The sequence below is a fragment of the Marinomonas foliarum genome, from assembly GCF_003337275.1.
Taxonomy (GTDB): Bacteria; Pseudomonadota; Gammaproteobacteria; order Pseudomonadales; family Marinomonadaceae; genus Marinomonas; species Marinomonas foliarum.
This window is the reverse complement of sequence record NZ_QPJQ01000003.1, coordinates 1-26,941: the sequence shown is the minus strand read 5'-3', so window position 1 is coordinate 26,941 and position 26,941 is coordinate 1. Positions and strand designations below refer to the sequence as shown.

21 protein-coding genes and 2 rRNA genes are annotated in these 26,941 nt (G+C 42.4%); 16 read left to right on the top strand and 7 right to left on the bottom strand.

Going from position 1 to position 26,941, the window contains the following annotated elements:
- The first annotated feature begins 69 nt into the window (after positions 1–69).
- The 5 genes from DFP77_RS02045 (at position 70) to DFP77_RS02025 (ending at position 5,361) form a co-directional block, all read left to right on the top strand.
- Entirely contained in the window at positions 70–930 is an 861-nt protein-coding gene (locus tag DFP77_RS02045) for a carbohydrate ABC transporter permease (protein WP_114410636.1), read from the top strand.
- Positions 931–940: 10 nt separating this feature from the next.
- On the top strand, positions 941–1,771 hold the full coding sequence (locus DFP77_RS02040; RefSeq protein WP_114410635.1) for a carbohydrate ABC transporter permease: 831 nt from the start codon (positions 941–943) through the stop codon (positions 1,769–1,771).
- Between the two features lie 18 nt (positions 1,772–1,789).
- Positions 1,790–2,884 (top strand): ABC transporter ATP-binding protein, encoded by a 1,095-nt coding sequence (locus tag DFP77_RS02035; protein WP_114410634.1) that lies wholly within the window; start codon positions 1,790–1,792, stop codon positions 2,882–2,884.
- Position 2,885: 1 nt separating this feature from the next.
- The gene (locus DFP77_RS02030; RefSeq protein WP_114410633.1) at positions 2,886–4,316 is read left to right on the top strand and encodes a mannitol dehydrogenase family protein; all 1,431 of its coding nucleotides are present in this window, start codon (positions 2,886–2,888) and stop codon (positions 4,314–4,316) included.
- Positions 4,317–4,464: 148 nt separating this feature from the next.
- Positions 4,465–5,361: a helix-turn-helix domain-containing protein gene (locus DFP77_RS02025; RefSeq protein ID WP_114410632.1), complete on the top strand. Its 897-nt coding sequence runs from the start codon at positions 4,465–4,467 to the stop codon at positions 5,359–5,361.
- 86 nt (positions 5,362–5,447) lie between these two features.
- On the opposite strand, the gene xylB is transcribed toward DFP77_RS02025, so the two are convergent.
- A complete protein-coding gene (gene xylB / locus DFP77_RS02020) occupies positions 5,448–7,016 on the bottom strand; it encodes a xylulokinase (protein WP_258861049.1) in 1,569 nt (522 codons plus the stop codon).
- A 172-nt stretch (positions 7,017–7,188) separates the two neighbouring features.
- Here xylB and DFP77_RS02015 point away from each other — a divergent pair, with 172 nt between their 5' ends.
- The 3 genes from DFP77_RS02015 to ygfZ all read left to right on the top strand — a co-directional run bounded on the left by DFP77_RS02015 (position 7,189) and on the right by ygfZ (position 12,565).
- On the top strand, positions 7,189–10,560 hold the full coding sequence (locus tag DFP77_RS02015) for a PAS domain S-box protein (protein WP_114410631.1): 3,372 nt from the start codon (positions 7,189–7,191) through the stop codon (positions 10,558–10,560).
- Positions 10,557–11,564 carry a response regulator gene (locus tag DFP77_RS02010; RefSeq protein ID WP_114410630.1) on the top strand — a complete coding sequence of 336 codons (1,008 nt, stop codon included), beginning with the start codon at positions 10,557–10,559 and terminating at the stop codon, positions 11,562–11,564. Before DFP77_RS02015 ends, DFP77_RS02010 begins: the two co-directional genes overlap by 4 nt.
- 110 nt (positions 11,565–11,674) lie before the next feature.
- A complete protein-coding gene (ygfZ, locus tag DFP77_RS02005) occupies positions 11,675–12,565 on the top strand; it encodes a CAF17-like 4Fe-4S cluster assembly/insertion protein YgfZ (protein ID WP_114410629.1) in 891 nt (296 codons plus the stop codon).
- A 51-nt stretch (positions 12,566–12,616) separates the two neighbouring features.
- Here ygfZ and ung read toward each other — a convergent pair whose 3' ends face one another.
- Both ung and DFP77_RS01995 read right to left on the bottom strand, forming a co-directional pair.
- Positions 12,617–13,333, bottom strand: coding sequence for a uracil-DNA glycosylase (gene ung / locus DFP77_RS02000; RefSeq protein ID WP_114410628.1), 717 nt, complete (start codon positions 13,331–13,333; stop codon positions 12,617–12,619).
- A gap of 32 nt (positions 13,334–13,365) precedes the next feature.
- Entirely contained in the window at positions 13,366–14,247 is an 882-nt protein-coding gene (locus DFP77_RS01995; RefSeq protein WP_114410627.1) for a choline kinase family protein, read from the bottom strand.
- Positions 14,248–14,336: 89 nt separating this feature from the next.
- Here DFP77_RS01995 and hexR point away from each other — a divergent pair, with 89 nt between their 5' ends.
- Together hexR and putP are read left to right on the top strand one after the other, a co-directional pair.
- Positions 14,337–15,203: a transcriptional regulator HexR gene (gene hexR, locus DFP77_RS01990; RefSeq protein ID WP_114410626.1), complete on the top strand. Its 867-nt coding sequence runs from the start codon at positions 14,337–14,339 to the stop codon at positions 15,201–15,203.
- A gap of 349 nt (positions 15,204–15,552) precedes the next feature.
- The gene (putP, locus tag DFP77_RS01985; protein WP_114410625.1) at positions 15,553–17,049 is read left to right on the top strand and encodes a sodium/proline symporter PutP; all 1,497 of its coding nucleotides are present in this window, start codon (positions 15,553–15,555) and stop codon (positions 17,047–17,049) included.
- A 258-nt stretch (positions 17,050–17,307) separates the two neighbouring features.
- Here the strand turns inward: putP and edd are convergent, their stop codons facing one another.
- Positions 17,308–19,122, bottom strand: coding sequence for a phosphogluconate dehydratase (gene edd, locus DFP77_RS01980; protein WP_114410624.1), 1,815 nt, complete (start codon positions 19,120–19,122; stop codon positions 17,308–17,310).
- A 378-nt stretch (positions 19,123–19,500) separates the two neighbouring features.
- On the opposite strand from edd, the gene gap reads away from it, so the two are divergent.
- The 6 genes from gap (at position 19,501) to DFP77_RS01950 (ending at position 25,029) form a co-directional block, all read left to right on the top strand.
- Positions 19,501–20,514, top strand: coding sequence for a type I glyceraldehyde-3-phosphate dehydrogenase (gap, locus tag DFP77_RS01975; protein WP_114410623.1), 1,014 nt, complete (start codon positions 19,501–19,503; stop codon positions 20,512–20,514).
- 81 nt (positions 20,515–20,595) lie between these two features.
- Positions 20,596–22,044 (top strand): pyruvate kinase, encoded by a 1,449-nt coding sequence (gene pyk / locus DFP77_RS01970; protein ID WP_114410622.1) that lies wholly within the window; start codon positions 20,596–20,598, stop codon positions 22,042–22,044.
- Positions 22,045–22,083: 39 nt separating this feature from the next.
- Entirely contained in the window at positions 22,084–22,521 is a 438-nt protein-coding gene (locus DFP77_RS01965) for a methylglyoxal synthase (protein ID WP_114410781.1), read from the top strand.
- Between the two features lie 211 nt (positions 22,522–22,732).
- On the top strand, positions 22,733–23,224 hold the full coding sequence (gene purE, locus DFP77_RS01960) for a 5-(carboxyamino)imidazole ribonucleotide mutase (protein WP_114410621.1): 492 nt from the start codon (positions 22,733–22,735) through the stop codon (positions 23,222–23,224).
- Positions 23,225–23,227: 3 nt separating this feature from the next.
- Positions 23,228–24,295, top strand: coding sequence for a 5-(carboxyamino)imidazole ribonucleotide synthase (gene purK / locus DFP77_RS01955; RefSeq protein ID WP_114410620.1), 1,068 nt, complete (start codon positions 23,228–23,230; stop codon positions 24,293–24,295).
- A gap of 260 nt (positions 24,296–24,555) precedes the next feature.
- Positions 24,556–25,029 (top strand): Lrp/AsnC family transcriptional regulator, encoded by a 474-nt coding sequence (locus DFP77_RS01950; protein WP_114410619.1) that lies wholly within the window; start codon positions 24,556–24,558, stop codon positions 25,027–25,029.
- A gap of 52 nt (positions 25,030–25,081) precedes the next feature.
- Here the strand turns inward: DFP77_RS01950 and DFP77_RS01945 are convergent, their stop codons facing one another.
- The 3 genes from DFP77_RS01945 to DFP77_RS01935 form a co-directional block, all read right to left on the bottom strand.
- A complete protein-coding gene (locus DFP77_RS01945; RefSeq protein WP_114410618.1) occupies positions 25,082–26,326 on the bottom strand; it encodes an MFS transporter in 1,245 nt (414 codons plus the stop codon).
- A 196-nt stretch (positions 26,327–26,522) separates the two neighbouring features.
- Positions 26,523–26,637: ribosomal RNA gene (gene rrf, locus DFP77_RS01940) — 5S ribosomal RNA — on the bottom strand.
- Between the two features lie 228 nt (positions 26,638–26,865).
- Positions 26,866–26,941, bottom strand: a 23S ribosomal RNA gene (locus tag DFP77_RS01935); the annotation flags it as partial.

The window sequence follows — 26,941 nt, the reverse complement described above, 5'->3', positions numbered from 1 at the left end:
CCCTATTTCTTACTTTTGATTCGTTCTATTTAAGAACAAGCACCCTGCTTATAATAAGAGAAACTCACCATGAAGCGCTCAATCACTCGCTTATTAATGGCACCATCAGTCATCATGCTTTTGGTTTGGATGATCATCCCATTATCCATGACCATTTATTTTTCAACCATTCGCTACAACTTATTGTACCCAGGTCAAAACAACTTTGTCGGCTGGATGAACTTTGAGTTTTTTATCACCGACCCCGGCTTCATTCCTGCGGTATCGAACACTCTCATTCTGCTACTCTCCGTTTTGATTATCACGGTGGTTGTAGGTGTGATGCTGTCCGCTTTGATTGATAAACCATTTTTTGGGCAAGGCATTGTCCGCGTTTTATTAATATCTCCTTTCTTCATCATGCCAACAGTCAATGCATTGATTTGGAAAAATATGATGATGAACCCTGTCTATGGCATTTTCGCATGGATATCTGAATCACTCGGCTTCGAGCCAATAGATTGGCTATCTAGTTATCCGTTGATGTCCGTCATTATCATGGTCAGCTGGCAGTGGCTGCCGTTTGCTATTTTAGTGTTTGTGACCGCACTTCAATCCCAAGATACTGAGCAGAAAGAAGCCGCTCAAATGGACGGTGCTACAGGCTGGCACATCTTTCGCTACTTAACTATTCCACATCTTGCTCGCCCTATTGCTGTGGTAGTAATGATCGAAACCATCTTTTTGTTGGCTGTATTTGCTGAGATTTTCGTCTCAACAGGTGGCGGCCCAGGTTACGACAGTACCAACTTGGCGTATTTGATTTATAACCAAGCGCTTCTTCAATATGACGTTGGTGTGGCTTCTGCTGGTGGCTTGTTTGCCGTATTGCTTGCCAATATTGTAGCCATTTTCTTAATTCGTGCCGTTGGCAAAAACTTAACGGTGTGAGGTGAATACAATGACACTTAATCAACAACGTAAACTAAAAACCATTCTGACTGGCTTGTTCGCATGGACAGTCGCATTGGTGTTATTTTTCCCGATTTTTTGGATGTTTATCACCTCGTTCAAAACCGAATTGCAGGCGATTTCCGTACCACCATCACTATTTTTTGAGCCCACACTGGATAACTTCCGAATTGTTCAGGAACGCAGTGATTACCTTCACCATGCTTGGAACTCAGTCGTTACGTCATTTGGTTCTACCATCATCGCTTTGATCATTGCCATCCCAGCGGCTTACTCCATGGCGTTTTTCCCTGGTAAACGCACCAAAGACATTCTGCTTTGGATGCTCTCTACCAAAATGCTTCCAGCCGTAGGTGTTTTGGTACCGATTTACATCCTTTGCCGAAACTATGGTTTATTGGACTCTAAAACAGCTTTGGTGATTATTTTCACCCTGATGAATTTGCCCATTATCGTTTGGATGCTGTTTTCTTACTTCAAAGATCTACCAAAAGAAATTCTAGAAGCAGCCCGCATGGACGGCGCCACACCTTGGGACGAAGTTGTCAAAGTCGTTTTACCGCTGTCCGTCGGTGCTATCTCGTCTACAGCTCTTTTGTCTATCGTACTTTGCTGGAACGAAGCATTCTGGTCTCTCAACTTAACCGCCTCCGATGCCGCGCCATTAACCGCGATGATCGCCTCTTACTCAAGCCCTGAGGGTTTGTTCTGGGCGAAGCTGTCTGCAGCCTCCACGCTTGCTTGCGCACCGATCGTCATTTTCGGTTGGTTCTGTCAAAAACAATTGGTCCAAGGCCTTACATTCGGCGCCGTAAAATAATTATTAGGAAGCTTTTTTATGACTTACTTAGCGATTACAGATCTACAAAAACATTACGACAATTACCATGCTCTTCGCGGTATCAACCTTTCTATTAGTGAAGGCGAATTCGTCGTCTTCGTTGGTCCTTCTGGCTGTGGTAAATCCACTTTGCTACGCACTATTGCTGGCCTTGAATCCAGCACAGGCGGAAGCATAGATCTAGATGGCAGAGACATTACTGAAGTCGCGTCATCAAAGCGTGACCTTGCCATGGTGTTCCAATCTTATGCGCTGTATCCACATATGACGGTAGCAGACAACCTGTCGTTTGCTCTCCGTCTTGCCAAAGTATCTGACGCGGAAATCAAAGACAAAGTCCGTTCAGTGTCGGCTTCTTTGCAACTTGATGCATTATTAGAGCGTAAACCGAAAGAACTATCTGGTGGTCAGCGTCAACGTGTTGCCATTGGCCGAGCTATCGTTCGCCAACCTAAAGTTTTCTTGTTTGATGAACCACTCTCTAACTTAGATGCAGCCCTTCGTGTGCAAATGCGTTTGGAGTTGGCTCGCCTACACAAAAAACTTGGCACTACCATGATTTATGTAACTCATGATCAGGTCGAAGCAATGACCTTGGCTGATCGCGTAGTTATTCTTAATGCAGGTCAGATAGAACAAGTCGGCACGCCATTAGAACTTTACCGCCAACCTAACAGCCGCTTTGTTGCAGAGTTCATTGGCACGCCAAAAATGAATCTCATCCCAGCTAATAGAATTGTGCGCAATGAAGACACGTTATCGATCGATTTATTAGGACAACAAATACCTTTCCCTGCTAACCGCTTGAAGGGACCGTTGCCGGACTCTGTTGTCATTGGCATTCGCCCAGAGCACATGTCCTTGGTGGAAACCGATGGAGATTTAACCGGACGCATTGAATTGGTTGAACATTTAGGTTCAGAGGCCTATGCCCATCTACAGCTGTCTAGTGATCAAACTATTATCATCAAAGCGCCCGCTCGAACAGAGCTAAAAGACGGTCAAGAAGTCAATATCAAAATTGATGTTTCAGAAATCATTTTGTTTAACGAAAGTGACCGTGTCATCTCTGTTATTCCAGAGGAAGCGTAATATGGCTAATTACTTACAAGCTTCCTCCAATGTGGAGCAGCTTTGCGTACAAAACTATGCTAAAGATGCTATTCAAGCAGGCATAGTCCACTTGGGAGTTGGCGCTTTTCACCGCGCCCACCAAGCTGTGTACATTGATCGACTGCTAGCTCATACCGCTCAACAAAACTGGGGGGTTATTGGCGTCAATATTCGCCCACAAGATAGTCAAGCTTTCGATCGTTTTATTAAGCAAAAAGGCGAATATATCTTAAAAACCATGGCTGCGGATGGCACAACGAATTACGAGCACATTCGCTCTATTGTTCAGCAAATTGACGGAGCGCAAGCACCGAAGAAAGTCGATGAGACACTTGCTGACGCTAAGATTCAACTCGTCACCTCCACTGTCACAGAGGGCGGTTACTACCTTGATGAAAACCGCCGTTTGATGCTTGAGCACCCAGCAATAAAGGCGGACATAGAAGGGGCACGTAACACTCTTTATGCTTTCTTATATGCAGGGCTTAAACTTCGCAGCGAAACGTCAAAAGCCAAAATTACGCTGCTGTGCTGCGATAACCTTCGCCATAATGGTGAATTGCTCAAAACCGGCCTGATGCAATTTTTAGAAGCTAAGAATGATTACTCTTTAGCAGCATGGGTTGCTGTCAATGTGTCTTTCCCTTGCTCTATGGTTGATCGTATTACGCCTAAGCCAAGCCAACAACATGTGGATGATGTTCGCGCCCGCTTTGGTGTTGATGATGATATGACCGTCATGGGCGAGGACTTTATTCAATGGGTAGTGGAAGACAATTTTGTAGGCGAAAAACCCGCTCTTGATCTAGTTGGTGTTCAATTCGTTGATAAGGTGGACCCGTTTGAAGAGGCGAAGATTCGTATTCTTAATGCTGGTCACACCTGTGTTACGTATCAAGCGGCATTAAAAGGTCTCACTTACTTTGATGAAGCCATGCGAGACGATGAATTAAAACAGTATTTTACAGACTTTATTCTGCAAGACTCGATTCCAGCTATTGGTGATTCAGTGGTGGATCTACCCGCTTATTTCGACATTATTGCGCAGCGCTTTAGCAATGCCAATATTGGTGACACGGTTGAGCGTATTTGTACGGACGGTTATGCCAAGTTTCCGATTTTCGTTTTCCCAACACTGGAAGGCGTTTATCGCAAAGGCCGCACTCCGACAAAAACGATCCAAGGCATTGCTAGTTGGTTTACTTTTATGCAATTGTCGAATCAAGGCAAAGTAGCTACACCATATCATGAGCCAAATAAGGCCTCATTGGCTGCGTTTGGTAATGATGCTGCTGGTATTCAGGCTTTTGCTACAGATCGGTTCTTATGGGGTAACATACCAACTGAATTTCCTGATTTTGTTGTTCAGCTTACTCAAGCTATTCAGACAAATATGGAAAAGTATGCTTAGATAGAAGTATCTCTAATTCAAGAAATTAAGGTATTACAATTTAGTTATTACCTTAATTTTTTGAGTGCATTTTTATAAAAGAATAAGAACATAAAACAGCGCACGATGCAGAGACATCACCATCTTTCGCTGTTTGAGCGAGAATATTATGCCCAATACCGCCAAACGCATCACCCCCGAATATGAAATTGTTCAAGACAACGAAACTATTCGCTATCTTGAACATGGGCATCCAAGTGATCTTATTCGTTGGCATGCTCATGATGACTATGAATTGCATTTTATAGTCGCAACATCAGGTAAAGTATTTGTTGGGGACTACATTGGAAATTACTCTCCCGGCCAACTCATTTTGACCGGTCCCAGACTTCCTCACAATTGGATATGCCAAGACGATCAACAAGTTGTACAACTCAGAGACATGGTAATCCGCTTCGACCATGAGTCTTTTTCCAATGGCATGAAAATCATCCCTGAACTTGCTGAAGTCCTACCTATGCTGGCAAGAGCAAAATCTGGTATCGAGTTTTTTGACCTAGACCATAAGTTTTTAGAAGAAATATTTCGGAATGTAAGGGATTCGAGTGGTTTATCACGACTGATTATTGCTCTACCTTTATTGCAAAAGCTCGCACAAAGTCGGAGCTACCGCTTACTTTCAACGGTACAAATCGACCTAAAATCCAATGAGACGCTGCAACGGAAAATAAATACGGTTGTAGATTATGTCTCCCAAAATTACAGCCAAGATATTACGCTTTCTAGCGTAGCCAGTTTGATAGGCATGTCCGATAGCCATTTTTCACGCTTCTTTAAAAAAGCAACAGGGAATCGTTTTATTGAGTTTGTAAATCGCGTTAGAGTCAGCCGCGCTTGCAGTTTATTAACAGAAACCGATCAACAAATCGCTACTATTTGCTTTCAAGTCGGATTCAATAATGTCGCCAACTTTAACCGTCGATTTCATGAATTAAAAGGCGTTACCCCAAGAGATTTTCGCTCTCAAAGTAATATTCACATTGAAGGTGTAGTTCCCGTATCATAATAACTTAAAGCAACAAGTACACATCCAAAAAAACGCCGTTGTACATTATCTGTTCAACGGCGTTTCTCTTATTTAGACAAGGATATCTATAAAGAGATCAGAGAGGCCAACTTCTCATTAAACCCTTTAGTGGATTGGTAAAAGGATTTATATAAAGTGTATTTGTCTTGGTAGTATCGTCCGAAAGTCGGATCAGGCTCATTCACTTCCAATACATCTGGCATAGTGCAATATTCTGCAATCAGTAACTCTATGTCTTTGCCTTGGCTATGTTGCTCACCTAACAAGGCCAAACGCGCCGCTCCCAAACCAGGACCGACATCACCACCATCACGGTAAATAAGACGTTTATTTAATACATTGGCAATAATTTGGCGCCACATGGCAGAGCGAGCTCCGCCCCCAATAAGTGACAATTCATCCACAAAGCTACCAGCGCTGTCCAAGGCATTTTGACAATCCAATAAAGAGAATGCCACACCTTCTAATATTGCCAGCGTCATCATTTCGGTATTCGTGATGTTGGTCAGACCGACAAATTGCCCGTTCGCCAAAGGATCATTGTGCGGCGTTCGTTCACCGCTAAGATACGGTAAAAACAACACATTGGTGCGTTGGATTTCACTATCCTCTAAAGCATCTAACAACTCAGCAACTGATTTATCGACCAGCTTTGCAAACCAAGCTAAAGAGTTTGCGGCACTAAGAGTGACACCCATTTGGTGCCAACGATTAGGCAACGCATGACAAAATGCATGTACTGTATTTTCTGGATTGGCTTTATGGGACTCACTCACTGTGAAATAAACACCAGATGTACCCAAGGAAATAAAGCCTTGACCAGGGTTCGTTATACCCATACCGACCGCACCAGCAGCGTTATCACCGGCACCAGCCACTAAAGGCAATGGAGGCAATTGCAACTCTTGCGCTGTTGTATCCGATAATCTTCCCACCATGTCGCAGCCTTCATAAACCGTTGGCATATTAGACTGAGTTAACCCAGTGGCAGCCAATAAAGCATCGTCCCATTGTCGTGTTTGAGGGTTTAGCCAAAGCGTACCTGCAGCATCAGAGCAGTCTGACGACATAATACCTGTCAATCGATAAGCCAAATAGTCTTTAGGAAGTAGAACGAATGCCAGCTTTTCGAAGATTTCTGGCTCATTCTCCTGCACCCAACGTATTTTAGGGGCTGTAAAGCCAGGCATAGCAAGATTACCTGAGCGCTCCATTAGTTCAGGAAACTGCGTCATCAATGCTGTACATTGAGTTTGACTACGGCCATCATTCCATAGGATACAAGGCCGTAAAATGCTACCTTGAGCATCAAGCAAAGTAGCGCCATGCATTTGTCCAGAAAGGCCAATTGCCTTTAATTTACTTAAATCTAAACGCTGCTGTAACTGCTGAATCACCTCTATGCAAGCTTGCCACCATGACTCAGGGTCTTGCTCCGACCAGAGAGTTTGAGGCGAGCTAACGACCAAAGAAACCGACTCTTGCGCTAGAACGTTTCCATCAGTATCAATAACAACCCCTTTCAACCCAGAGGTTCCAAGATCAAGACCTAAATACATTTCGTTACTCATCTTCTCAAGAAATAGTAGTTTATTTTGTTCTGTTATCTGGCATGCTATAACCAACAAACTCATACATCACCATACTCGAAATAATAGTGATGATAGTCAATGAAATTTGACGAATTGGCCTCTTTAGTACAAACAGATCATAAAAACGGTTAGTTTAAGTGAATATCATAATTGACCAAAACAGATAAGCCAGTTGGTAATCCAAATACAGCTTCAATAGGTAGCAAGTAATCTAATGCAATGGTTGAGTAGTTTTTTTATTTCCCAAGTAGATCAAAGCCAACTAACAATGGGGAGTTACAACTACCTACTTGTTATCCTTTCTATTTTCCTAGCATCTAGCGCCTCTTTTTTTGCTTTGCATTTCGCCTCTGTTGCTCAGCACATTGTTATCGAAAAATACAAGACTATCGCATTAGTGTCTGGTTCATTCATCATGGCAGGCGGTATCTGGAGCATGCATTTTGTCGGAATGCTGGCATTTAATATGGGCCATAGCGTTACCTATGACCCACTACTCACTACACTGTCATTAATCCCCGCTATTTGGGCATCCTACGTAACCCTCAAGCGATTAATTATTCCTGATTTAAATATCTGGCTGCTGCTTACAAGTGGAATACTTGTCGGAAGTGGCATTGGCGCTATGCATTATATAGGCATGGAAGCAATGCAGATGCCGGTCCAACTCAAGTATGACCCTACCTGGTTCTTTGCTTCTATTGTCATAGCAGTTGTTCTCGCATTTATCGCGCTGTCTACTCACTATTATGTAAGAAAAATGTGGTCGAATTTAGACTCTAAATGGGTCAGCTGCATTAGTGCGCTCATTATGGGCGCAGCTATTTCAGGTATGCATTATGCAGGCATGGCTGGGGCAAGGTTCATTACGTCAGGCGACGAAATGATGTCTCATTCTCATATGCAAGAAACCTCTAACGACTACCTTTCTCTTGTCGTCGCCATTATTACCTTATTACTCTCTATCCTAGCAGTAAATATCGCGTCACAATTACGCTACCGCCAACTTTTACTAGAGAAAACAGCCAGTGAACAACGCTTAAAGACCACCTTAGATACCGCTGTTGATGGCATTATAACGGTCAATAGCCACGGTATTATCAAAGAGTTTAATCATGCCGCTATCAGAATTTTCGGCTGGCAAGAACAGGAAATCATCGGTCAGTCTTTTGGTATCTTGTTCTCACCTGAATACACAGACGAATATAACACCTCGCTGGAGCATTTTCGTAAAACAGGAGAAAGCGAGCTAACAGGCAAAGATAGAGAAATTCTCGCTCTTCACAAAGATGGCCATACGTTTCCTATTCGGTTGGGCGTAGGTAGGGTCGACTTGCTCGATGAAGAAACACTTTTTGTTGGTTTTATTAGTGACATATCCGCTAGAAAGTCGCTGGAGGAATCCATTAAAAAAAGTGAGCAACAGTACAGCTCTCTTATGAAAAATATCCCAGGTGCGTCTTTTCGCTGCCTAATGAATGACCACTGGACCGCCCTTTTTATCAGTGACGCAATTTACGATCTAACAGGATGGCAAACAGACGATTTCTATCAAGAAAAAATTTCACTTGGCCAACTCCTTCATCCAGATGACTTAGAGAGCGTAACAGCAGCGATTAATGAGGCCGAAAAGGAATATAAGTCTTATGAGATTGAATATCGCTTAAAACACAAAGATGGCCATTATGTTTGGGTGCTAGAAAATGGTTCAGTAATTCATAACAAAAACGGCGAAGCCGAATGGATAGACGGCGTTATTTTGGACATTTCACAGCGCATAAAAATGGAAGACGAGCTGCGTTTAGCAAAAGAAAAAGCCGAAGAGTCCGCAGAAAGTAAAGCGTCATTTCTAGCCAACATGAGCCATGAAATACGTACCCCAATGAACTCAATTATTGGTTTTTCCGACATTCTACTAGAAGCCGATATTTCAGGTGAAAGTAAGCAGCACCTAGCCACAATTAGCAAATCGGCACGTTCTCTATTACACCTGCTGAACGACATACTCGACAGCGCAAAATTAGAAAAGAACAAGTTGGACTTAGACATCCGAGCCTTCTTACCTGCAAACATGGTGGATACCGTTATATCCACACTTTGGTTACAAGCTCGGTCAAAAGGCTTAGAGCTGAACTTTCATATAGAACCCAATGTAGCGAATACTTATTTAGGCGCTGAAGACAGAATCAGACAAGTTCTGATGAATATACTAGGAAATGCGATCAAGTTTACTGAAAAAGGCAATGTGACCTTAACCATTAGCAAGCTTGTCAATGGCAACCTTCGCTTTACAATTAAAGACACTGGAATTGGCATACCGCAGGAACGACTCAAGAACATTTTTGATCCCTTTACTCAAGCAGATGCTTCAATGAGCCGCCGCTTCGGTGGAACAGGCTTAGGAACCAGCATCTCGAAACAACTCGTCAATCTCATGGGTGGCGAAATCTTTGTGCGCAGTGAGCTAGGAAAAGGCAGCTGTTTCTATTTTGACCTTCCACTTAAAGAATCAAAAATACAGCCGGAAGTTAACTCAACACAACTCTCAACCATCTCCCCTAAAAGAATCTTATTGGCCGACGACATAGAACAGAACCTAACTCTGCTGACTTTACTATTAAAGCGCTATGGTCACGCCATTTTTTTAGCGAACGACGGCATCACTGCTGTAGAACAATTTAAAGAAATAAAACCAGACATCGTCCTTATGGACATTCAAATGCCCAATATGGATGGGTTGACCGCAACCCAGATAATACGAAGCTACGAAAAAGAGCAGGCTTTAAAACATACGCCAATTATCGCATTAACGGCCAATGTTTTAATGGAAGATAAATTAGACGCACAGCGAGCGGGTATGGATGGGTTTGCCAATAAACCCATTGATATCCAAGTGCTTATTGGCGAAATGGCAAGGGTTCTTAATGAGGTACCTACAGCACTGCAATTAGATCACGCTCAGAACAGCCCATCAAATGGCCAAATCCAACAAATCCATATGAAAAAAGGCCTTGCCCTATGGCGAGATCGCTCTGTGTACCTAGATGAATTATCTACATTTTCTCAGCAAAACCATAACTTAAGCAGTCGTTTCTCCAATTATTTGAGCAATGAAGAATACGCTGAGCTTTATGCATTGGCTCACGCAATTAAAGGGACTGCAGGCAACCTCGCTTTGATTCCCCTTTCTAAAATAATGACGACACTAGAGCGAGCAGCTCAAGACAAAGATGAACACCAATGTCATAACAGCATCGAATCATTGGATGTGCTATTTCCTCATATATTAAACGAACTTCAACAGTTAACCGAAAGTGAAGCAAATGGTACTGAAAACAAGCAGCAAGAAGGCCCACCGATACTTACTAACACTCAGCTATTGCCGTTGCTTGAAACGCTAATAAAGGCAGTAGAATCTTACGAAATTGATGATAATACTATCGATTTAATCATTTCAGGGGCTCCAAAGCACCTAAAACCTCAAGTAGTAGATATTGCTCAATCTATTTCTAACTTTGACTTCGACAAAGCCATTGAAAGTATTAGCGCTCTCAAGGAGCAACTGATAAAGGAGGCTAATTCATGAGAATTGGTAGCAAACAAGCCCCTCGAATCCTAATAGTCGATGACGAACCTTCAAATTTAAGAGTATTAAGGCAGGTACTTCAAGCCGCCCGTTACCGTTTGTCATTTGCTAGATCTGGCCAAGATGCCTTAAACTTGGTCGAAAAAGAACAAGTAGATCTAATATTGCTGGACATTATGATGCCAGAAATGACTGGTCTAGAGGTGTGCGAACGCTTAAAACAAAACCCTGAAACCGCTCATATTCCGGTGATTTTTGTCACAGCTCTCAAAGACAGTGTTGATGAAGAAAAGGGCTTTGAAATTGGCGCGGTTGATTACATCGCAAAACCTATTACTCCCGCTATAGTACTCGCTCGAGTCAAAACGCACCTCTCCTTAATTCGTGCCGATGAGCTGCTTAACACCCACATAGACTTAATCCAACGACTGGGGCGTGCAGCAGAATACAAAGACAACGAAACAGGCATGCATGTGCAACGTATGAGCCGCTATGCAAAGGTCATTGCTTTGGCCTATGGTTTTTGTGAAGAATCAGCCGATGACCTCATGATGGCAGCGCCTATGCATGACATAGGCAAAATAGGCATTGCCGATAAAATACTACTTAAGCCGGGCAAGCTGACGGACGAAGAATATGAAATTATGAAAACACATGCACAAATTGGTGCTGAAATCCTATCTAATCCAAGCTCTCACCTTATCGAGCTCGCTCATTCTGTTGCTATTACTCACCATGAGAAATGGGATGGAACAGGCTATCCAAACAGTTTATCAGGAGAGGACATTCCTATCGAAGGGCGAATTGTTGCTCTAGCCGATGTATTTGATGCCCTGACCAGTGAGCGTCCTTATAAAAAAGCATGGCCCACCGAAGAAGCAATCAGCTATATTATGGAGCAGAGCGGCAAACATTTCGATCCAGCACTTCCCCCACTACTGAAGCAAGAACTGGACACAATATTAGCGATCAAAGCTCAATTTGCAGAAACAGAGATAGAATAAAATTCATTATCACCTATCTATTGAAAAGCAAAAAATAGTCATTACAAATAAGCTAACTTCACAAAAAATGTCTTACTCTATTTTTTGTTCATCTATTTACGGAAAGTTTTATGCCCTCGCTTCAAGATATTATTGATTCAACGCTGCTCAAACAAGATGTCATCGCAAAACTGCCTGATATTGGTGCTTTGCGCGTCTCAGGCCCAGACGCTAAAAAGTTCCTACAAGGGCAAATAACCTGTGATATTAATACTTTATCAGCAAATTCTGGGCTTTATGGCGCTATTTGTAATATAAAAGGTCGCATCATTACAAACTTCTACTTGGTACAGAGCAACGAAGATATTCTAATGCTAATGGCAAAGGACTTAGTAGAAAAAACCCTATTACACCTGAAAAAGTACGCGGTCTTTTTCAAAACTGAGCTAACGGATGCTCAAGACGACTTTACGATTTATACCAAGTTAACCTCGGAAGGTGCGGAATCCTCGCAGCTAGCAACAACCAGAAACAATGAAACCATCACTTTGACTCTGGGCAATACACCACTAAACATTGAATGGTTAATCACAACGTCAACAATAGAAGAAACAAACAAAGAATTGGCAGCACTTAGCTTGCTCGCAGCTCGTCCAGTGATTACCTTGGAGCAAAGTGAAACAACCCTTCCGCAATGGCTGAATATGCAAAGCACTGGTGGCATTAGCTTTACTAAAGGCTGTTATACTGGACAAGAGATCGTTGCTCGAATGCAATACAAGGGGAAGTCGAAAAAGCAGCTTAGCTTAATAACCTGGGAAGGAAAATCAGAGACAACAAAAGAGCTTGTCGATGAGCAAGGCAAAAGCGCAGGTCAAATCTTTGCAACTTCTCAAATCAACAATACGCACTTCGCTCAAGCTATTTTAAACATTGATCCAAGTGACACCAAGCAACTCCTGCTAGGTAACGAAGAAGTAACCTTATTGCCTCTTCCATATTCGCTGGATAGCAAAAAATAGCCCTTCGCATAGAGGATCTTAACGATAAGCGTGCGATTCTCTTAACCACTCTTAAAACGGCAAACCAAACTGGGCACCGTCTTCGCTTCCTCTGCCTTCTATTGGCTCTAATGCCCATTCAATAGGCTTTTTATTTTGTTGTGTTAGATATTCATTGGCCTTTGAAAAGTGGTGGCACCCAAAAAAGCCTCGATAGGCCGACAAAGGCGATGGATGAACACTTTCTAAAACGCAGTGCTTTTCTCTATCAATAGAGCGACCCTTTTTCTGTGCGTAAGATCCCCACAACATAAACACCACGCCTTGATGCTTCCGATCAATTAGCTCGATAATTTTGTCGGTAAAGATTTCCCAGCCTTTATTTTGATGAGAGTTTGCCTTACCCGCTTCAACAGACAACACACTATTGAGAAGTAGAACCCCCTGTTCAGCCCACTGCAATAAAAAACCATGTTGTGCTGGAGCAATGCCTAAATCAGCTTCAAGTTCTTTATATATATTCACTAAAGAAGGCGGCACTTTTACCCCTGGCTTTACCGAAAAAGATAAACCATGAGCCTGATTCTCACCGTGGTAAGGATCTTGTCCTAAGATCACTACCTTCACCTGCTTAAATGGTGTGGTATTTAACGCATTAAAATATTCTGCTCGCGAGGGATAAATTATCTTTGTTTTTTGTTCTTCACAAAGAAATGTTCGCAAGTCATGCATGTATTCTTTTTCAAGTTCACTGGCTAAATAGTGTTGCCAGTCTCCTGTTAATTCCATTATTCATTTCTCTTTTGTATATCGAGCCAGTATTAGGCACAGAATGGATTGAGCGAAGGCATCGCTTTGAACTCATAATAATACGCCAAAGAAATAGAATCCTCTGGAGTTACCAAATGCTTTAGTAATAACCAAGCCATCTCCCTTACTGCATACGCTTTTTTATACTCTGAGATTGCTTCTAAAGCCGCTGTAAAAGGCAAATCCACATCATACTCTGCCAATAAAAGCATCGTTTGTCTTTCATCTAAATTATGCGACTTTGCTACCACTGCAAGATCAAATAGTGGATCACCCACACCACAGTACTCCCAGTCGATGAACCATAATTGTTCATTATCCATGAGGATATTCTTTGGATTCAAATCATTGTGACAAAGCGCTGGCTTCAGCAACGGATTCGGCTGTAGTAGCTGGCTAACAATAGATTTAAGATATTCATACTCGTTCAGCAATACGGCATCATTTTCAATGTAAGAGTAAATACCGCTTAAGTAATGTTCAATGACGTCAAAAACAGCGTATTGATGATTTGTAATTGGTAGGTCTTGATGACTAATTGCTAATGCCTGAGCAATTCGAGCAATATCTTTATCCACATGAGCAACAGACCAATCAAGCGAGGGCTGAGCAACAAACTGGCAAGCTACTGCGCCCTTTTGATCATGCCAAAGTACAGCGGGAGATAAGCCTAATATAGCGGCACTCTTTAGCGTTTCCACTTCATTAACTCGATTAATATAAAATATATCGCTATCAATAAAGGGTACACGTAATACCAAACGAGCACTGTGCCCCCAATCAATTAAGTATGCTTCATTAGAAAAGCCTTCTTCAAGTGAAGTGGTTTTAATCTTGTCGCAGCTTGGTAAAATACAAGCCAGATTTGCGAAATACTCAGATAATTCAGTCATTTTTCATCATTTTATTGCCAGAAATGTAAGTCGCTGTCAGAATGTACAACTGAACCATCCGAGTCAATAGACAACTTTGAAGCAGATCAATGAATAAACACGAAGACATTATTCGTAAAATACAAGAACGCTTAAGCACACTAAGCAAATCCGAGCGAAAAGTTGCGGAAGCGATTCTTGTCGACCCTAAAACGACTATCCACTCAAGTATTGCAAAATTGGCAGCTAGAGCTGAGGTGAGTGAGCCAACCGTAAACCGTTTTTGCCGTAGCCTAATCGGCAGCGGCTTTCCGGATTTTAAGGTATCGCTAGCTCAAAGTCTTGCCACAGGTACGCCATACGTTAACTTAAACGTGGAACCAGACGATGCGCCTGGAGCAGTCACAGCGAAAATTTTTGAAGCGGCGAAAAACAATTTAACTCGAGCTCAAGAGATTTTGCCTGAATCGTTAATCAGCAGAGCTGTCGATGTACTCGCCCAAGCTCGACGCATTGAATTTTATGGTTTAGGTGCATCTGGACCCGTTGCGAAAGATGCTCATCATAAATTTTTTCGCCTAAACATGCCTGTTGTTGCTTACACCGACATATTGGTACAGCGCATGGCAGCGGCCGGTGCTCATTCAGGAGATGCTATTGTTGTTATTTCCTACACTGGACGAACATTACCGCTTATTGAAACGGCACGTGTTGCTAGAGCGACTGGCGCGTCGGTCATTGGCATTACCAATCCAGACTCTCCGTTAACAGAACATTGTTCAATTGTACTTCCTATCGAAGAAACTGAAGACACTGATATTTATACGCCGATGAGTTCGCGTATTGTTTATCTAACGTTAATAGATGCACTTGCTACTGGCGTACTTTTAAAGCGTGGCCCTGAGTTCAACGCCCACCTTAAAAAGCTAAAGCAAAGCGTTCAGGACACTCGACTACCAAAAGTAGAAAAGAAATAACCCCCTATAAGGCGCACTGGTTGCGCCTTACTTCTTTCATAAATTTCTTTATGATTCCTAAGTTTTTGTTCGAATCCATCTACTCAGCAAGCAAACCAGATTTTTTTGTAAATTTGCGAGAGCATTTTGAAAGATTATCTCCCCCCAGCCACTTAGAATCCGCCCGAGTCTTGAGGTAGATTAAAATGCCGTCCATTCTCTTTACAGTCAGGCGATTATTTTTTACACCTAATATCGATGACTCTCATGATAACGATTTAGACGTTACCACTTTTCGGGACACGAATAAGTAACCCAACTTATTCAAAGCTGTTCCACACAAAACAATTCCGACTAGGGGACAATAATAATGATAGAAAGCAGCTATGCGATCAGCTTTACCTTCCTAGCCTATCTAGTAGTTATGCTAGGTATTGGGCTTTATGCTTACAAACTCACTTCCAGCTCTGAAGATTACTTTCTTGGTGGGCGCTCACTAGGCCCTTGGCCGACGGCTCTTTCCGCTGGCGCTTCGGACATGAGCGGTTGGTTGCTGCTTGGGGTACCGGGTTACGCTTTTGCCTCAGGTTTAGAAGCCGTTTGGATTACAGGTGGTCTTCTTGCCGGCACATGGCTAAACTGGCTTATCTGTGCAAAACGCCTAAGAACCTACAGTATCAAAGCAAACAATGCTTTAACGCTTCCAGATTTCCTGTCTACTCGTTTCAATGATAAATCTAAGCTAATTCAAACGATTTCAGCTCTATTCATCCTACTATTCTTCTTGTTTTATACAAGTTCTGGCTTAGTTGCTGGCGGTAAGTTATTTGAAACTGTATTTGGCTTAGATTACACCTATGCCGTGGTTATCGGTACAGTATGTGTTGTGTCTTACACGCTATTTGGTGGCTTCCTTGCAGTTGCATGGACAGACTTGGTCCAAGGCCTAATGATGAGCGCAGCGTTAATTATCGTGCCTCTTGTTGCATTGGATGGAGGCTGGTCTGAGCTGTCTAGCACACTGACAGCTAAAAACCCGGAGTTGCTAGATATTTGGACAAGTGTGAGCGGTGAACCATTAACGGCAATTGGTATTATATCTCTTGTTGCTTGGGGTCTCGGCTACTTTGGTCAGCCTCACATACTAGCGCGCTTCAAAGCATCTCGTTCTAATAAAGACATCAAAACGGCCCGTCGTATTGCGGTTATCTGGACATTTATCTCAATGGTTGGTGCTATATTAATCGGTCTTGTTGGTATCACATTTGTTGATAACAACCTAGCTGGCACATTAGATGATCCCGAAAAAATCTTTATGATTCTTGTTAATGCCGTCTTCCACCCTGTGGTTGCGGGTATTCTTCTTGCCGCTATTTTGGCCGCAATTATGAGTACTGCAGACTCTCAATTGTTAGTATCATCTTCTGCATTAGCTGAAGACTTTTACAAACAACTATTCAATAAAGAAGCCACGCAAAAACAAATCGTTAACGTTGGACGTTTTGCTGTTGTGGCGATTTCAATTGTTGCTTTAGTGCTTGCCCTAAACCCTGAAAGCTCAGTGCTTGGCTTAGTGTCTTATGCTTGGGCAGGTTTCGGTGCGGCATTTGGTCCTGCTATTCTTCTAAGTTTGTTCTGGCGCAATATGAACCGTAACGGCGCCCTAGCAGGCATCATTATCGGTGGTGTTACCGTCGTTGTATGGAAGCAATTAACAGGTGGTATCTTCGACCTATACGAAATCCTTCCTGGCTTCGTATTTTCAAGCATCGCAATCATTGTTGTCAGCATGGCTACAGGCAAACCAGAAGAGTCTGTAACCGAATCTTTTGATGAATACGAGAAAGCTCTAGATACAATGAACTAAGTAATAAGAGCAACAAGCTCACTGAGTTTATTGCTTTAGAAGGCTCGAACCCATAAATAGGTTCGGGCCTTTTTTATGCCCACAGGAAATTGAACACCTTTTGGTTCAAGAGAAATACATATTTAAATATAAGACTTTATAAGCATAAGAGTTAACGAACACTAACAGGAGAAGGAGAAAGTTTAGACAAAAAAATGGGGCTTGAAACAAGCCCCCAAACACCATTTACTAACAAATGTTAGTAGTCAGAGGAAAGGTTTAGTCATTAAACAGGCTACATGCACCTTGTTCAGCACCGCTTACTAGAATGCGTTGTGCGCTAAATAGTTCACGCCCCATGCCTTGATGGGAATCCGTTAAATCTTGCTGAGCCGCTTCACGTCGATTCAGCTCTTCATCAGAAACTAGGACAGACAAAGTTCCTTCAATAGCATCCAAGCGCACCATATCGCCATCTTGAATTTTAGCAATCAATCCACCCGCTAGTGCTTCTGGTGTTAGGTGAATAGCCGCAGGCACTTTACCAGATGCACCGGACATGCGACCGTCGGTTACTAACGCCACTCGATAACCTTGATCCTGTAAATTACCAAGGTAAGGTGTCAATTTATGCAATTCTGGCATACCCAATGCTTTTGGCCCTTGAAAGCGAACCACAGCCACACAGTCACGTTTTAGCTCACCACTCGCAATAGCATCAGCCAATGCATTTTGACTGTGAAATACAGCCGCTGGCGCCTCTATAATTCGATTTTCATCTTTTACGGCAGAAACTTTAATTACAGAGCGACCAAGATTACCTTTTAACAAAGCCAAGCCGCCTTCTTTGCTGAAAGGGTTATCAATCGGTCGCACTACATTCATATCTAAACTTTCATCTGTGCCATCACGCCACACTAAATTATCGCCATCTAGGAAAGGCTCTTTGGTGTAATGTGTTAAACCTTTACCGACGATAGTATTTACATCTTCATGCAACAAACCACCTTTCAGTAATTGCTTAACCAAAAATGCCATACCGCCAGCCGCATGAAAATGATTAATATCCGCTTGGCCATTCGGGTAAATTTTAGTCAATGATGGTACAACTTTAGAAAGAGCAGAAAAGTCATCCCAAGTAATAATAATGCCTGCCGCACGAGCGTAAGCCACAATATGCATCGTATGGTTAGTTGAACCACCCGTTGCCAATAAACCAACAATCGAGTTAACAATGCTGCGCTCGTCAACTATTTCATATAAAGGTCGATAATCTCGGCCAAGCGCTGTGATCTTAGTGGATAACTGAGAAGCGTATTTAGTCAACGCACCTCGCAATGGATCATCAGGGTTAACAAAAGACGAACCAGGAAGCTGAAGCCCCATGATTTCGACCAACAACTGATTCGAGTTAGCTGTACCATAAAAAGTGCAAGTACCTGCGCTGTGGTAAGACGCTGATTCCGCTTCAAGTAATTCTTCTCGAGTTGCTTGTCCTTGTGCATAACGCTGACGAACGGCCGCTTTAGCCGCGTTGGTGATACCTGAGCGCATTGGGCCTGCAGGAATAAATAAAGCCGGTAAATGACCAAAACGTAATGCAGCTATTAACAAGCCGGGAACAATTTTGTCACAGATCCCCAAGTAGATAGCTGCATCAAACATATTATGAGAAAGCGCTATCGCGGCACCTTGTGCAATGTTATCTCGGCTAAATAAGCTCAATTCCATCCCATCTTGCCCTTGAGTGACACCATCACACATGGCAGGTACGCCGCCTGCAAATTGAGCGACTGAGCCCATTTCTTTTACAGCAGAACGGATTTGATCTGGGTAGTTTTCGTAAGGCTGGTGAGCGGATAGCATATCGTTGTATGACGACACTATTCCTATATTTGCCTCATCCATTAGCGTCAGTTTTTGTTTATCCTGAGGTTCGCATGCAGCAAAGCCGTGAGCTAAGTTACCACAGGACAACTTCCCTCTATGTGGCCCTTGCTCTTGTGCTTTTCTCATATCTTTAAGGTATTGCTCACGCAAGGTTTTACTACGCTCAATGATGTCGTTCGTTACCTTAGCAACAATCGGATTCATGCTTATCTCCGTTTCTCATTCTGTTATCTCAGCAAGCTGCTTGACACTATTTTTATGTAATATTACTACATTTTGATTTTATTTCACGTCAAAAATCCCATAAAACCAACTAAAAACGCATTATTTTGTAATTTTTTTACATTAAGGATTCGAAAAAAGCATTTTTTCCGCTAAAATCTTCCGACATTTGTAATATACTTCTATGCAGCATGATCAATAACCACCAACTGATCAAAATATAGTCAAACTGTAAGGAATTTGTTACTAATCCTTGCTTAAAAAATTACTTATGTAGTATTTTTACGTCAAAGAACATTATTGAACGCTAATTGTTCGAATTCGAACAATTAGTAACTTTCGCACTATTTAGAGGTGAGTATGACAATTAAAGTAGCTATCAATGGTTATGGACGCATTGGCCGCAACACGCTTAGAGCTTTGTATGAATCAGGCAAGCGTGATCAAATCCAAATTGTTGCGATCAATGATCTAGGCGACTCCAAGACCAACGCTCATTTAACAAAATACGACACTGTACACGGTCGTTTTGGTGAAGAAGTCACTTTTGATGATGAAGCTCTTTATGTCAACAAAGACAAAATCCGAACTTTTTCTGAACGCAACCCTGCGGACCTTCCTTGGGCTGAATTAGGTGTTGATGTTGTTTATGAGTGCACAGGATTTTTTACAACAAAAGAAAAAGCCAGTGCACACATCACAGCGGGAGCAAAGAAAGTCATTATTTCTGCACCAGGAAAAGAAGTTGACGCAACAGTTGTATTCGGTGTTAACCAAGATGTTCTTACATCTGATATGACAGTTATTTCTAACGCTTCTTGTACAACTAACTGCCTAGCACCTGTAGCTAAGCCATTAAGCGATAAACTGGGCATCGAAAGTGGTTTAATGACTACTATCCATGCTTACACTAACGATCAGCGCCTGTCTGACGTCTATCACGAAGATCTATACCGTGCTCGTGCTGCAGCGCAAAATATGATTCCAAGTAAAACTGGTGCTGCTGCTGCTGTTGGTCTTGTTGTGCCAGAATTGGTTGGTAAATTTGATGGCATGGCGGTTCGTGTGCCTACAATCAATGTGTCTTTGGTTGACCTAACTTTCCTAGCACCACACGAAACGACAGTAGAAGAAGTTAATAAAATTATAGAAGACGCAATCAAAGCGGATCCTATTCTTGCTCAGGTATTGCATATCAATTATGAACCTCTAGTTTCTTCTGACTTTAACCACAGCACTTACACATCTAACTTTGATGCAACACAAACTCGCGTTCAAGGTAAGTTGGTTAAAATAATGGCTTGGTATGATAACGAATGGGGCTTCTCAAACCGAATGCTCGATAATACTATCGCATTAATGACTGCTAAATAGTCAAAATACACGAAGGCTGCTGACGCAGCCTTCGTCGTCTCTTATACTTCTCTTCACGCTTTCTAATCTTTGGTACTTAACATGACTCGTAGAACTAAAATTGTTGCCACTTTAGGCCCTGCTTCCAGCTCACCAGAAATGATCGAAAAACTGATTTTGGCTGGAGCGAATGTTTTTCGCTTAAACTTCTCCCACGGTCAACCAGAAGATCACATTAACCGCGCGGAAGTGGTTCGTGAAATGGCGAAGAAAAATAATCGTCATGTTGCAATCCTTGGTGACTTACAAGGTCCTAAAATCCGTATTGCACGCTTTAAAGATACAAAGGTTGAACTGAAGGACGGAGCGACTTTTATTCTTGATGTAGGCTTTGACAAAAACAACGGTGACGAAACTCGAGTTGGTATTGATTACCCTCAACTGGCGAAAGACTCTCAACCAGGTAACATTTTGCTTCTTGATGACGGACGAGTTGTCCTGGAAGTATTAGAAGTGAAAGGCCAAGAAGTTATTACTAAAGTCATCGTTGGTGGTGCTTTATCAAATAACAAAGGTATTAACCGTCAAGGTGGTGGACTGTCTGCAGCGGCACTTACCGATAAAGATCGCGAAGACATCAAAACAGCGGCGGCATTAAAAGCCGATTACTTAGCCGTTTCTTTCCCTCGCTCTGCAGAAGATCTTCACGAAGCTCGTGCACTAGCGGAAGCTGCTGGCCTCAAAGCGGGTATCGTATCTAAAGTAGAACGTGCGGAAGCGGTTGCAGACAACGAAACACTGGATGCTATCATCCTTGCCTCTGACGCCGTTATGGTTGCTCGTGGTGACCTCGGTGTTGAAATTGGTGATGCAGAATTAATCGGCGTACAAAAGCACATGATCAAGCGTTGTCGTCAGTTGAACCGCCCTGTTATTACAGCAACTCAAATGATGGAAACCATGATTACTAGCGCAATGCCAACTCGCGCGGAAGTGTTTGATGTTGCTAACGCTGTACTAGACGGTACGGACGCAGTCATGCTGTCTGCCGAAACCGCTGCTGGCGCATACCCAGAAGAAGTAATTAAAACCATGAACCGTGTTTGTCTGGGTGCTGAAAAGCAACCAGCAATTAACCGTTCTAAGCACCGTATTGATGTTACTTTTACTAGTATCGATGAAACCATTGCTATGTCTGCTATGTACGCTGCCAACCATTTGGAAGGCGTTAAAGCTATCATTAGCTTAACTGAATCTGGCACAACACCACTTCTAATGTCTCGCATCAGCTCTGGTCTGCCAATTTATGCATTATCTCCAAATCAAGCCACCCTGAATAAAGTAAACCTTTATCGTGGCGTAACACCAGTGGCTTTCTCTTCACAGGAGTACAATGTAGACACTATTATTACTGGCTTGGTTGACCATGTTAAATCGCTTGGCCTAATCAAAGATGGTGACCTTGTTATAGTAACTAAAGGTGATCACCTAGTAAGTTACGGCACAACAAACATGATGAAAGTGGTTAAAGTGGGCGCTGCTGAGGAATAATCCACAGTGAAAAACAATACACTGCAACAAAAAACCATCATGACACCAGAGCGTAAAAATGTTGCTCTGGTTGCTCATGATAATATGAAACCTGCCCTTATCGAGTGGGCGGAAAAGCACAAAAAAAAGCTAATCAAACATAACCTCATGGCAACTGGGACAACAGGGAATTTAATGCATAAGCAATTAAACGTTCCTGTACAGTCTCTCATTAGCGGCCCTTTAGGTGGAGATCAGCAACTTGGTGGTCTCATTGCCGAAGGTAAAATTGATGTATTGATTTTTTTCTGGGATCCGTTCGAGCCGATGCCGCATGACCCAGACATTAAGGCTTTACTTCGAGTCGCTGCGGTCTGGAACATTCCGATTGCATGCAGTGTTTCTTCAGCAAACTTTCTAGTTTCTTCCCCATTATTTGAAACGGAGTTTGAACGACAGATTCCGGATTACGATAAATACCTAAAAGAGCGACTTTAGTCGCTCTTTTCTTTACTACTTACTATGTTTGAACTTAAGCACTTCTACGCTCCTCAAAGCTCGCGGTTTACTTCAAAATCGGCTATATTAGCCGCCAATTGTTACCATGCATAAACGTGTTAGGCCGCGTTTAGCGAAGTAAACTTACTAATTAGATTCAACGTACAAGCCCCTCAACATCACGTTGGATACAACTTATAGGAGAAGAGTTTTGCAAGCAGATGTAGCCCTAATAATGGGATCAAAAAGCGACTGGGCGACAATGGAAGGTGCCGCAGAAATAATGGATGCTCTTGGCGTAAGCTACCACGTTGAGGTTGTGTCCGCGCATCGAACACCAGTTAAACTTGCAGAATTTTCAGAAAGCGCTGCAGACAAAGGCTTTAAGGTCATTATTGGCGGCGCAGGTGGTGCGGCTCATTTACCTGGTATGGTAGCTGCTCATACACGCTTACCTGTTTTAGGTGTTCCAGTGCAAAGCAAAGCTCTAAACGGCATGGACAGCTTACTTTCTATCGCTCAAATGCCGAAAGGCGTTGCTGTTGGAACCCTTGCCATTGGTAGCGCTGGCGCTTTCAATGCAGGCTTATTAGCTTGCCAAATTCTAGCTGTTTCTAACCCTGAGCTTGCGAAAAGAATTGAAGCTTTCCGCACGAATCAAACCGAAACTGTGTTAGCGAATCCAGACCCAAGAGAGGCTTAATCTATGTCAGTTCTATGGGTATTAGGTGCAGGTCAATTAGGCGCGATGCTAAAGCAGGCAGGAACACCACTTGGTCTTGATGTTCGTCCAGTTGATATTGAGTCAACAGAGACACTGGCTCTGTCACCAACAGACATTGTGACAGCAGAAAGAGAGGAGTGGCCAGAGACCGTGGCGACCAAACAACTCGCTACGCACAGCAACTTTGTCAACTTAACCACCTTTCCACAGCTAGCGGATCGACTAACACAAAAGCAGTGGCTAGATCGTCTTGCCCTAGCTACAGCGCCCTGGTTTCCTGTTGAATCAGATTCAACAGCTACATATGCTTATGAGACATTAGGTGAACGTGTTCTCATGAAGCAGCGTCGCGGTGGCTATGATGGCAAAGGACAATATTGGTTAAAACAATCTGAAGAAACCGAAATCCCTGAAGATTGGAAAGGACGCGCAATTGCAGAGCAAGCCATCAACTTTGATGAGGAAGTCTCTTTAGTCGGTGTCAGAGGAAAAGATGGTGAAACACATTTTTACCCTCTAACTCTCAATTTACACATTAACGGCATCCTATACGCCTCCATATCACCATTAGAACGCCTGAAGCCTCTACAGAGCAAAGCTGAGGCGATGCTTAGTAAACTAATGGACGCTTTAGGCTATGTTGGTGTAATGGCTATGGAATGCTTTCGCGTAGGTGATAAGCTACTCATCAACGAGCTTGCTCCGCGAGTCCATAACAGCGGACATTGGACTCAAGCAGGTGCAAGTGTTTGTCAGTTCGAGAACCATGTACGAGCTGTAGCAGGCTTACCGCTGACGCCATCAGAAGTTAAGAATCAAAGTATGATGGTCAACTTGATTGGCGTCGATCTCAACTATGATTGGCTCAACTTACAAGGCTTAGAGCTTTATTGGTATAAAAAGGAAGTGCGTCCAGGGAGAAAAGTCGGGCATCTTAATTTTTGCTCTGGTAACCCAGAAATACTTCAGGCAGCACTCAGAAAATTGAATATGCCAGCTCCTTACCCAGAAGCACTAGCTTGGCTATCTGAGCATCTACCTCAAAAATAGCCGTTTACTAAAGAAACCTATCAATGCCGCTATCAACCATGATACGCGGCATTTTTTATTCAACGAATTCAAAACACCTTCCATGCGTTTACGACCCACAAATACAAAAGTGCAAATAAATGTCTAAAAAAATGCAAAAACAAAGCTTTTAAGCTTGTTTAGTTTATAAAACCCCTTATTCTTGTTGATTGAGCTAAAAACAGCTTAGTAAATATAAAAATAGCAGCACACATTTATAGATGCTGATTAAGGAACTTTGAATGAGTCATATTGAACTAGACAGTTATGATTGGCGATTGCTACGAGCACTGCAAACAAATGCAAGATTAAGTAATGTTGCCTTGTCCGAACAAGTGAGTTTATCACCGTCACAATGCTCTCGACGCTTACAGAGACTTGAACAAAACAATCTAATAGAAGCTTACTTTACTCAATTAAATGCCAGTGAGCTTGGTTATCAAATAACCGCCTTTGTTAGTGTCACTCTCGACAAGAGAACCAAGAATTCTGATAAAGAGTTTAAACAGGCAATTGAGGCGATTCCTCAGATATTAGAATGCTATTCTGTCAGCGGTGACTCTGATTATTGGCTGCGAGTCATTAGTGAAAACCTACCATCGCTTTCTTCTTTTTTAAGCGAGTCACTTTCCAGTCTAACCTGTGTTCGAGATCTTACTTCAACAGTAGTACTGAATCGTATCAAGCATGCCCCCTCTATACCCTTACCAAACTAATAATAGAGAGCTTAAAGCGGTAGAAACTAGCAATATCAGAACAAATGCCGCTTTAAACTTCAGGTAAGCAACGAATAACCATAACAGCACCGACCAAAGTGATGAATGAAAATATCAAAACGAGAGTTTCTAGGGAAACTACGTAAGATAATAAGCTGATACTACTCATACCTAACAAAATAATACCTATGACTGTATTACTAACAGATACATAGCTGGTACGCCTATTCCCCTCTCCCAGATTAACTAAATACGTCTTACGCCCAATACGAATGCCTTGATGCGCGATACTAAGAACAAAATATAACAGAGGTAAAAACCAACTTCCCGAGAACATCTCTAGCTCAAAATTAGCACTAAAAAATAATCCCACCCCAGATAACACACTTAATAACGAAGAAAAAACCATCACCTGGCGGCTGGAATAATCGGAAAAAAGCCCCCAAAACGGAGAAGACAACAAAGAAGCCAAACCACTTACCAATATAAATAAGCCCAAAGTGAAAACTGAATTTTGAGCGTTATTTTGAGCAATTAGAACGTAATAAGGCGCACTTAAAGCAGCACACAAAAACAACGATCGGGCGATAACAAATGAACGGAATGTCCGGTCTGTACGTAATAAAGCAAACTCCTTAAATACGCTAAGTAAACTCGAGCTTACTCCACCCACTTCACTAAAAGGCTCTCGTACGAACGAGTAAATTAAAGCAGCAACTAACCAAATAGATGTAGCTGCAACAATCCCCCAAACGTAGAGACCTGTATTGTTATGAAGACTGTCAAAGCCGAGTAACATACTGAAAGCAATGATAATAGTTATAAAACCAGCGGCACTAGCTGACCAACCAGTCACACTCCCTCGTTTATTTTTAACTATAGTCTTGCCCAAAACATCTTTAGACGCGACAGAGTTCAATCCCCTCGCAACACTAAAAACAACTAATCCACTAATAATCACCCAACCAGCAGAGTCACCTTCGAGCAATAAGGCGGCAAAGCCAATCAATACGACACATAAAGATTGGATAACACTTCCAAGCACCCACACCCACTTCCTAATTTTTATCTTATAAATAAAGTGAGCAATAATAACCTGCGGTAACAAAGAGCCAGACTCACGAATAGGTACAAGCCACCCTAACAAAAACAAGGGTGCACCTACGCTTTGTAGAAGCCAAGGAAGAGTAACCTTAGGGTTAATCAAAACATCCCCTAAATTAATTAAAAAATTTGATACGACTAACCTGTATACATTCGCCTTATCAACTTTCTTCTGTGCTTCTTTATCTAACATAGAGGTACTCTGAGGTTAATATCTGTATTGCCGTTATTTTAAACGAAAAAAACCCTGACAGCGTTAGCTATCAGGCCTTCTTGATATAAAGCTTGACGATGCTTATCCCCTTGCGAGACTAGCATGGGCGATGGTGATTCCCCATAACGAAAAAACCCCACCCTGCTGAGCAGGATGGGGTTTCTCTTAATATAAAGCTTGACGACGACCTACTCTCACATGGGATCTCCCACACTACCATCGGCGATGGCGCTTTTCACTTCTGAGTTCGGGATGGGATCAGGTGGTTCAACGCCTCTATGATCGTCAAGCAATTCGTTTTGCGTTTGTTTTGAGCTATGCGTTGATTGCATTGTCTTTCGACTTGTCTCAAAACACGCGAATACGTGCTTGGATCTTTAACAATTCTGTTTTGAAATAACGTGGATCAAGTATTAAACCGATGTTCATCATTGCTGATGCTTTATCGTATCTGTGTCTTTGTCATTTTGATGAGATTGAGCTTTCACTTTTCTCATCCAAAACCACTTTGGTGTTATATGGTCAAGCCTCACGAGCAATTAGTATTGGTTAGCTCAATGCCTCACAGCACTTACACACCCAACCTATCAACGT

Bases quoted from the DNA above. Each gene is read 5' to 3' on its own strand.
- edd (WP_114410624.1), bottom strand. From the start codon at position 19,122: ATGAATCCGATTGTTGCTAAGGTAACGAACGACATCATTGAGCGTAGT.
- ung (WP_114410628.1), bottom strand. From the start codon at position 13,333: ATGGAATTAACAGGAGACTGGCAACACTATTTAGCCAGTGAACTTGAA.
- DFP77_RS02015 (WP_114410631.1), top strand. From the start codon at position 7,189: ATGCAATGGTTGAGTAGTTTTTTTATTTCCCAAGTAGATCAAAGCCAA.
- DFP77_RS01950 (WP_114410619.1), top strand. From the start codon at position 24,556: ATGAGTCATATTGAACTAGACAGTTATGATTGGCGATTGCTACGAGCA.
- DFP77_RS01995 (WP_114410627.1), bottom strand. From the start codon at position 14,247: ATGACTGAATTATCTGAGTATTTCGCAAATCTGGCTTGTATTTTACCA.
- DFP77_RS01945 (WP_114410618.1), bottom strand. From the start codon at position 26,326: ATGTTAGATAAAGAAGCACAGAAGAAAGTTGATAAGGCGAATGTATAC.
- DFP77_RS02045 (WP_114410636.1), top strand. From the start codon at position 70: ATGAAGCGCTCAATCACTCGCTTATTAATGGCACCATCAGTCATCATG.
- xylB (WP_258861049.1), bottom strand. From the start codon at position 7,016: ATGAGTTTGTTGGTTATAGCATGCCAGATAACAGAACAAAATAAACTA.
- ygfZ (WP_114410629.1), top strand. From the start codon at position 11,675: ATGCCCTCGCTTCAAGATATTATTGATTCAACGCTGCTCAAACAAGAT.
- gap (WP_114410623.1), top strand. From the start codon at position 19,501: ATGACAATTAAAGTAGCTATCAATGGTTATGGACGCATTGGCCGCAAC.
- pyk (WP_114410622.1), top strand. From the start codon at position 20,596: ATGACTCGTAGAACTAAAATTGTTGCCACTTTAGGCCCTGCTTCCAGC.
- hexR (WP_114410626.1), top strand. From the start codon at position 14,337: ATGAATAAACACGAAGACATTATTCGTAAAATACAAGAACGCTTAAGC.
- DFP77_RS01965 (WP_114410781.1), top strand. From the start codon at position 22,084: ATGACACCAGAGCGTAAAAATGTTGCTCTGGTTGCTCATGATAATATG.
- DFP77_RS02040 (WP_114410635.1), top strand. From the start codon at position 941: ATGACACTTAATCAACAACGTAAACTAAAAACCATTCTGACTGGCTTG.
- DFP77_RS02025 (WP_114410632.1), top strand. From the start codon at position 4,465: ATGCCCAATACCGCCAAACGCATCACCCCCGAATATGAAATTGTTCAA.
- putP (WP_114410625.1), top strand. From the start codon at position 15,553: ATGATAGAAAGCAGCTATGCGATCAGCTTTACCTTCCTAGCCTATCTA.
- DFP77_RS02010 (WP_114410630.1), top strand. From the start codon at position 10,557: ATGAGAATTGGTAGCAAACAAGCCCCTCGAATCCTAATAGTCGATGAC.
- DFP77_RS02035 (WP_114410634.1), top strand. From the start codon at position 1,790: ATGACTTACTTAGCGATTACAGATCTACAAAAACATTACGACAATTAC.
- DFP77_RS02030 (WP_114410633.1), top strand. From the start codon at position 2,886: ATGGCTAATTACTTACAAGCTTCCTCCAATGTGGAGCAGCTTTGCGTA.
- purK (WP_114410620.1), top strand. From the start codon at position 23,228: ATGTCAGTTCTATGGGTATTAGGTGCAGGTCAATTAGGCGCGATGCTA.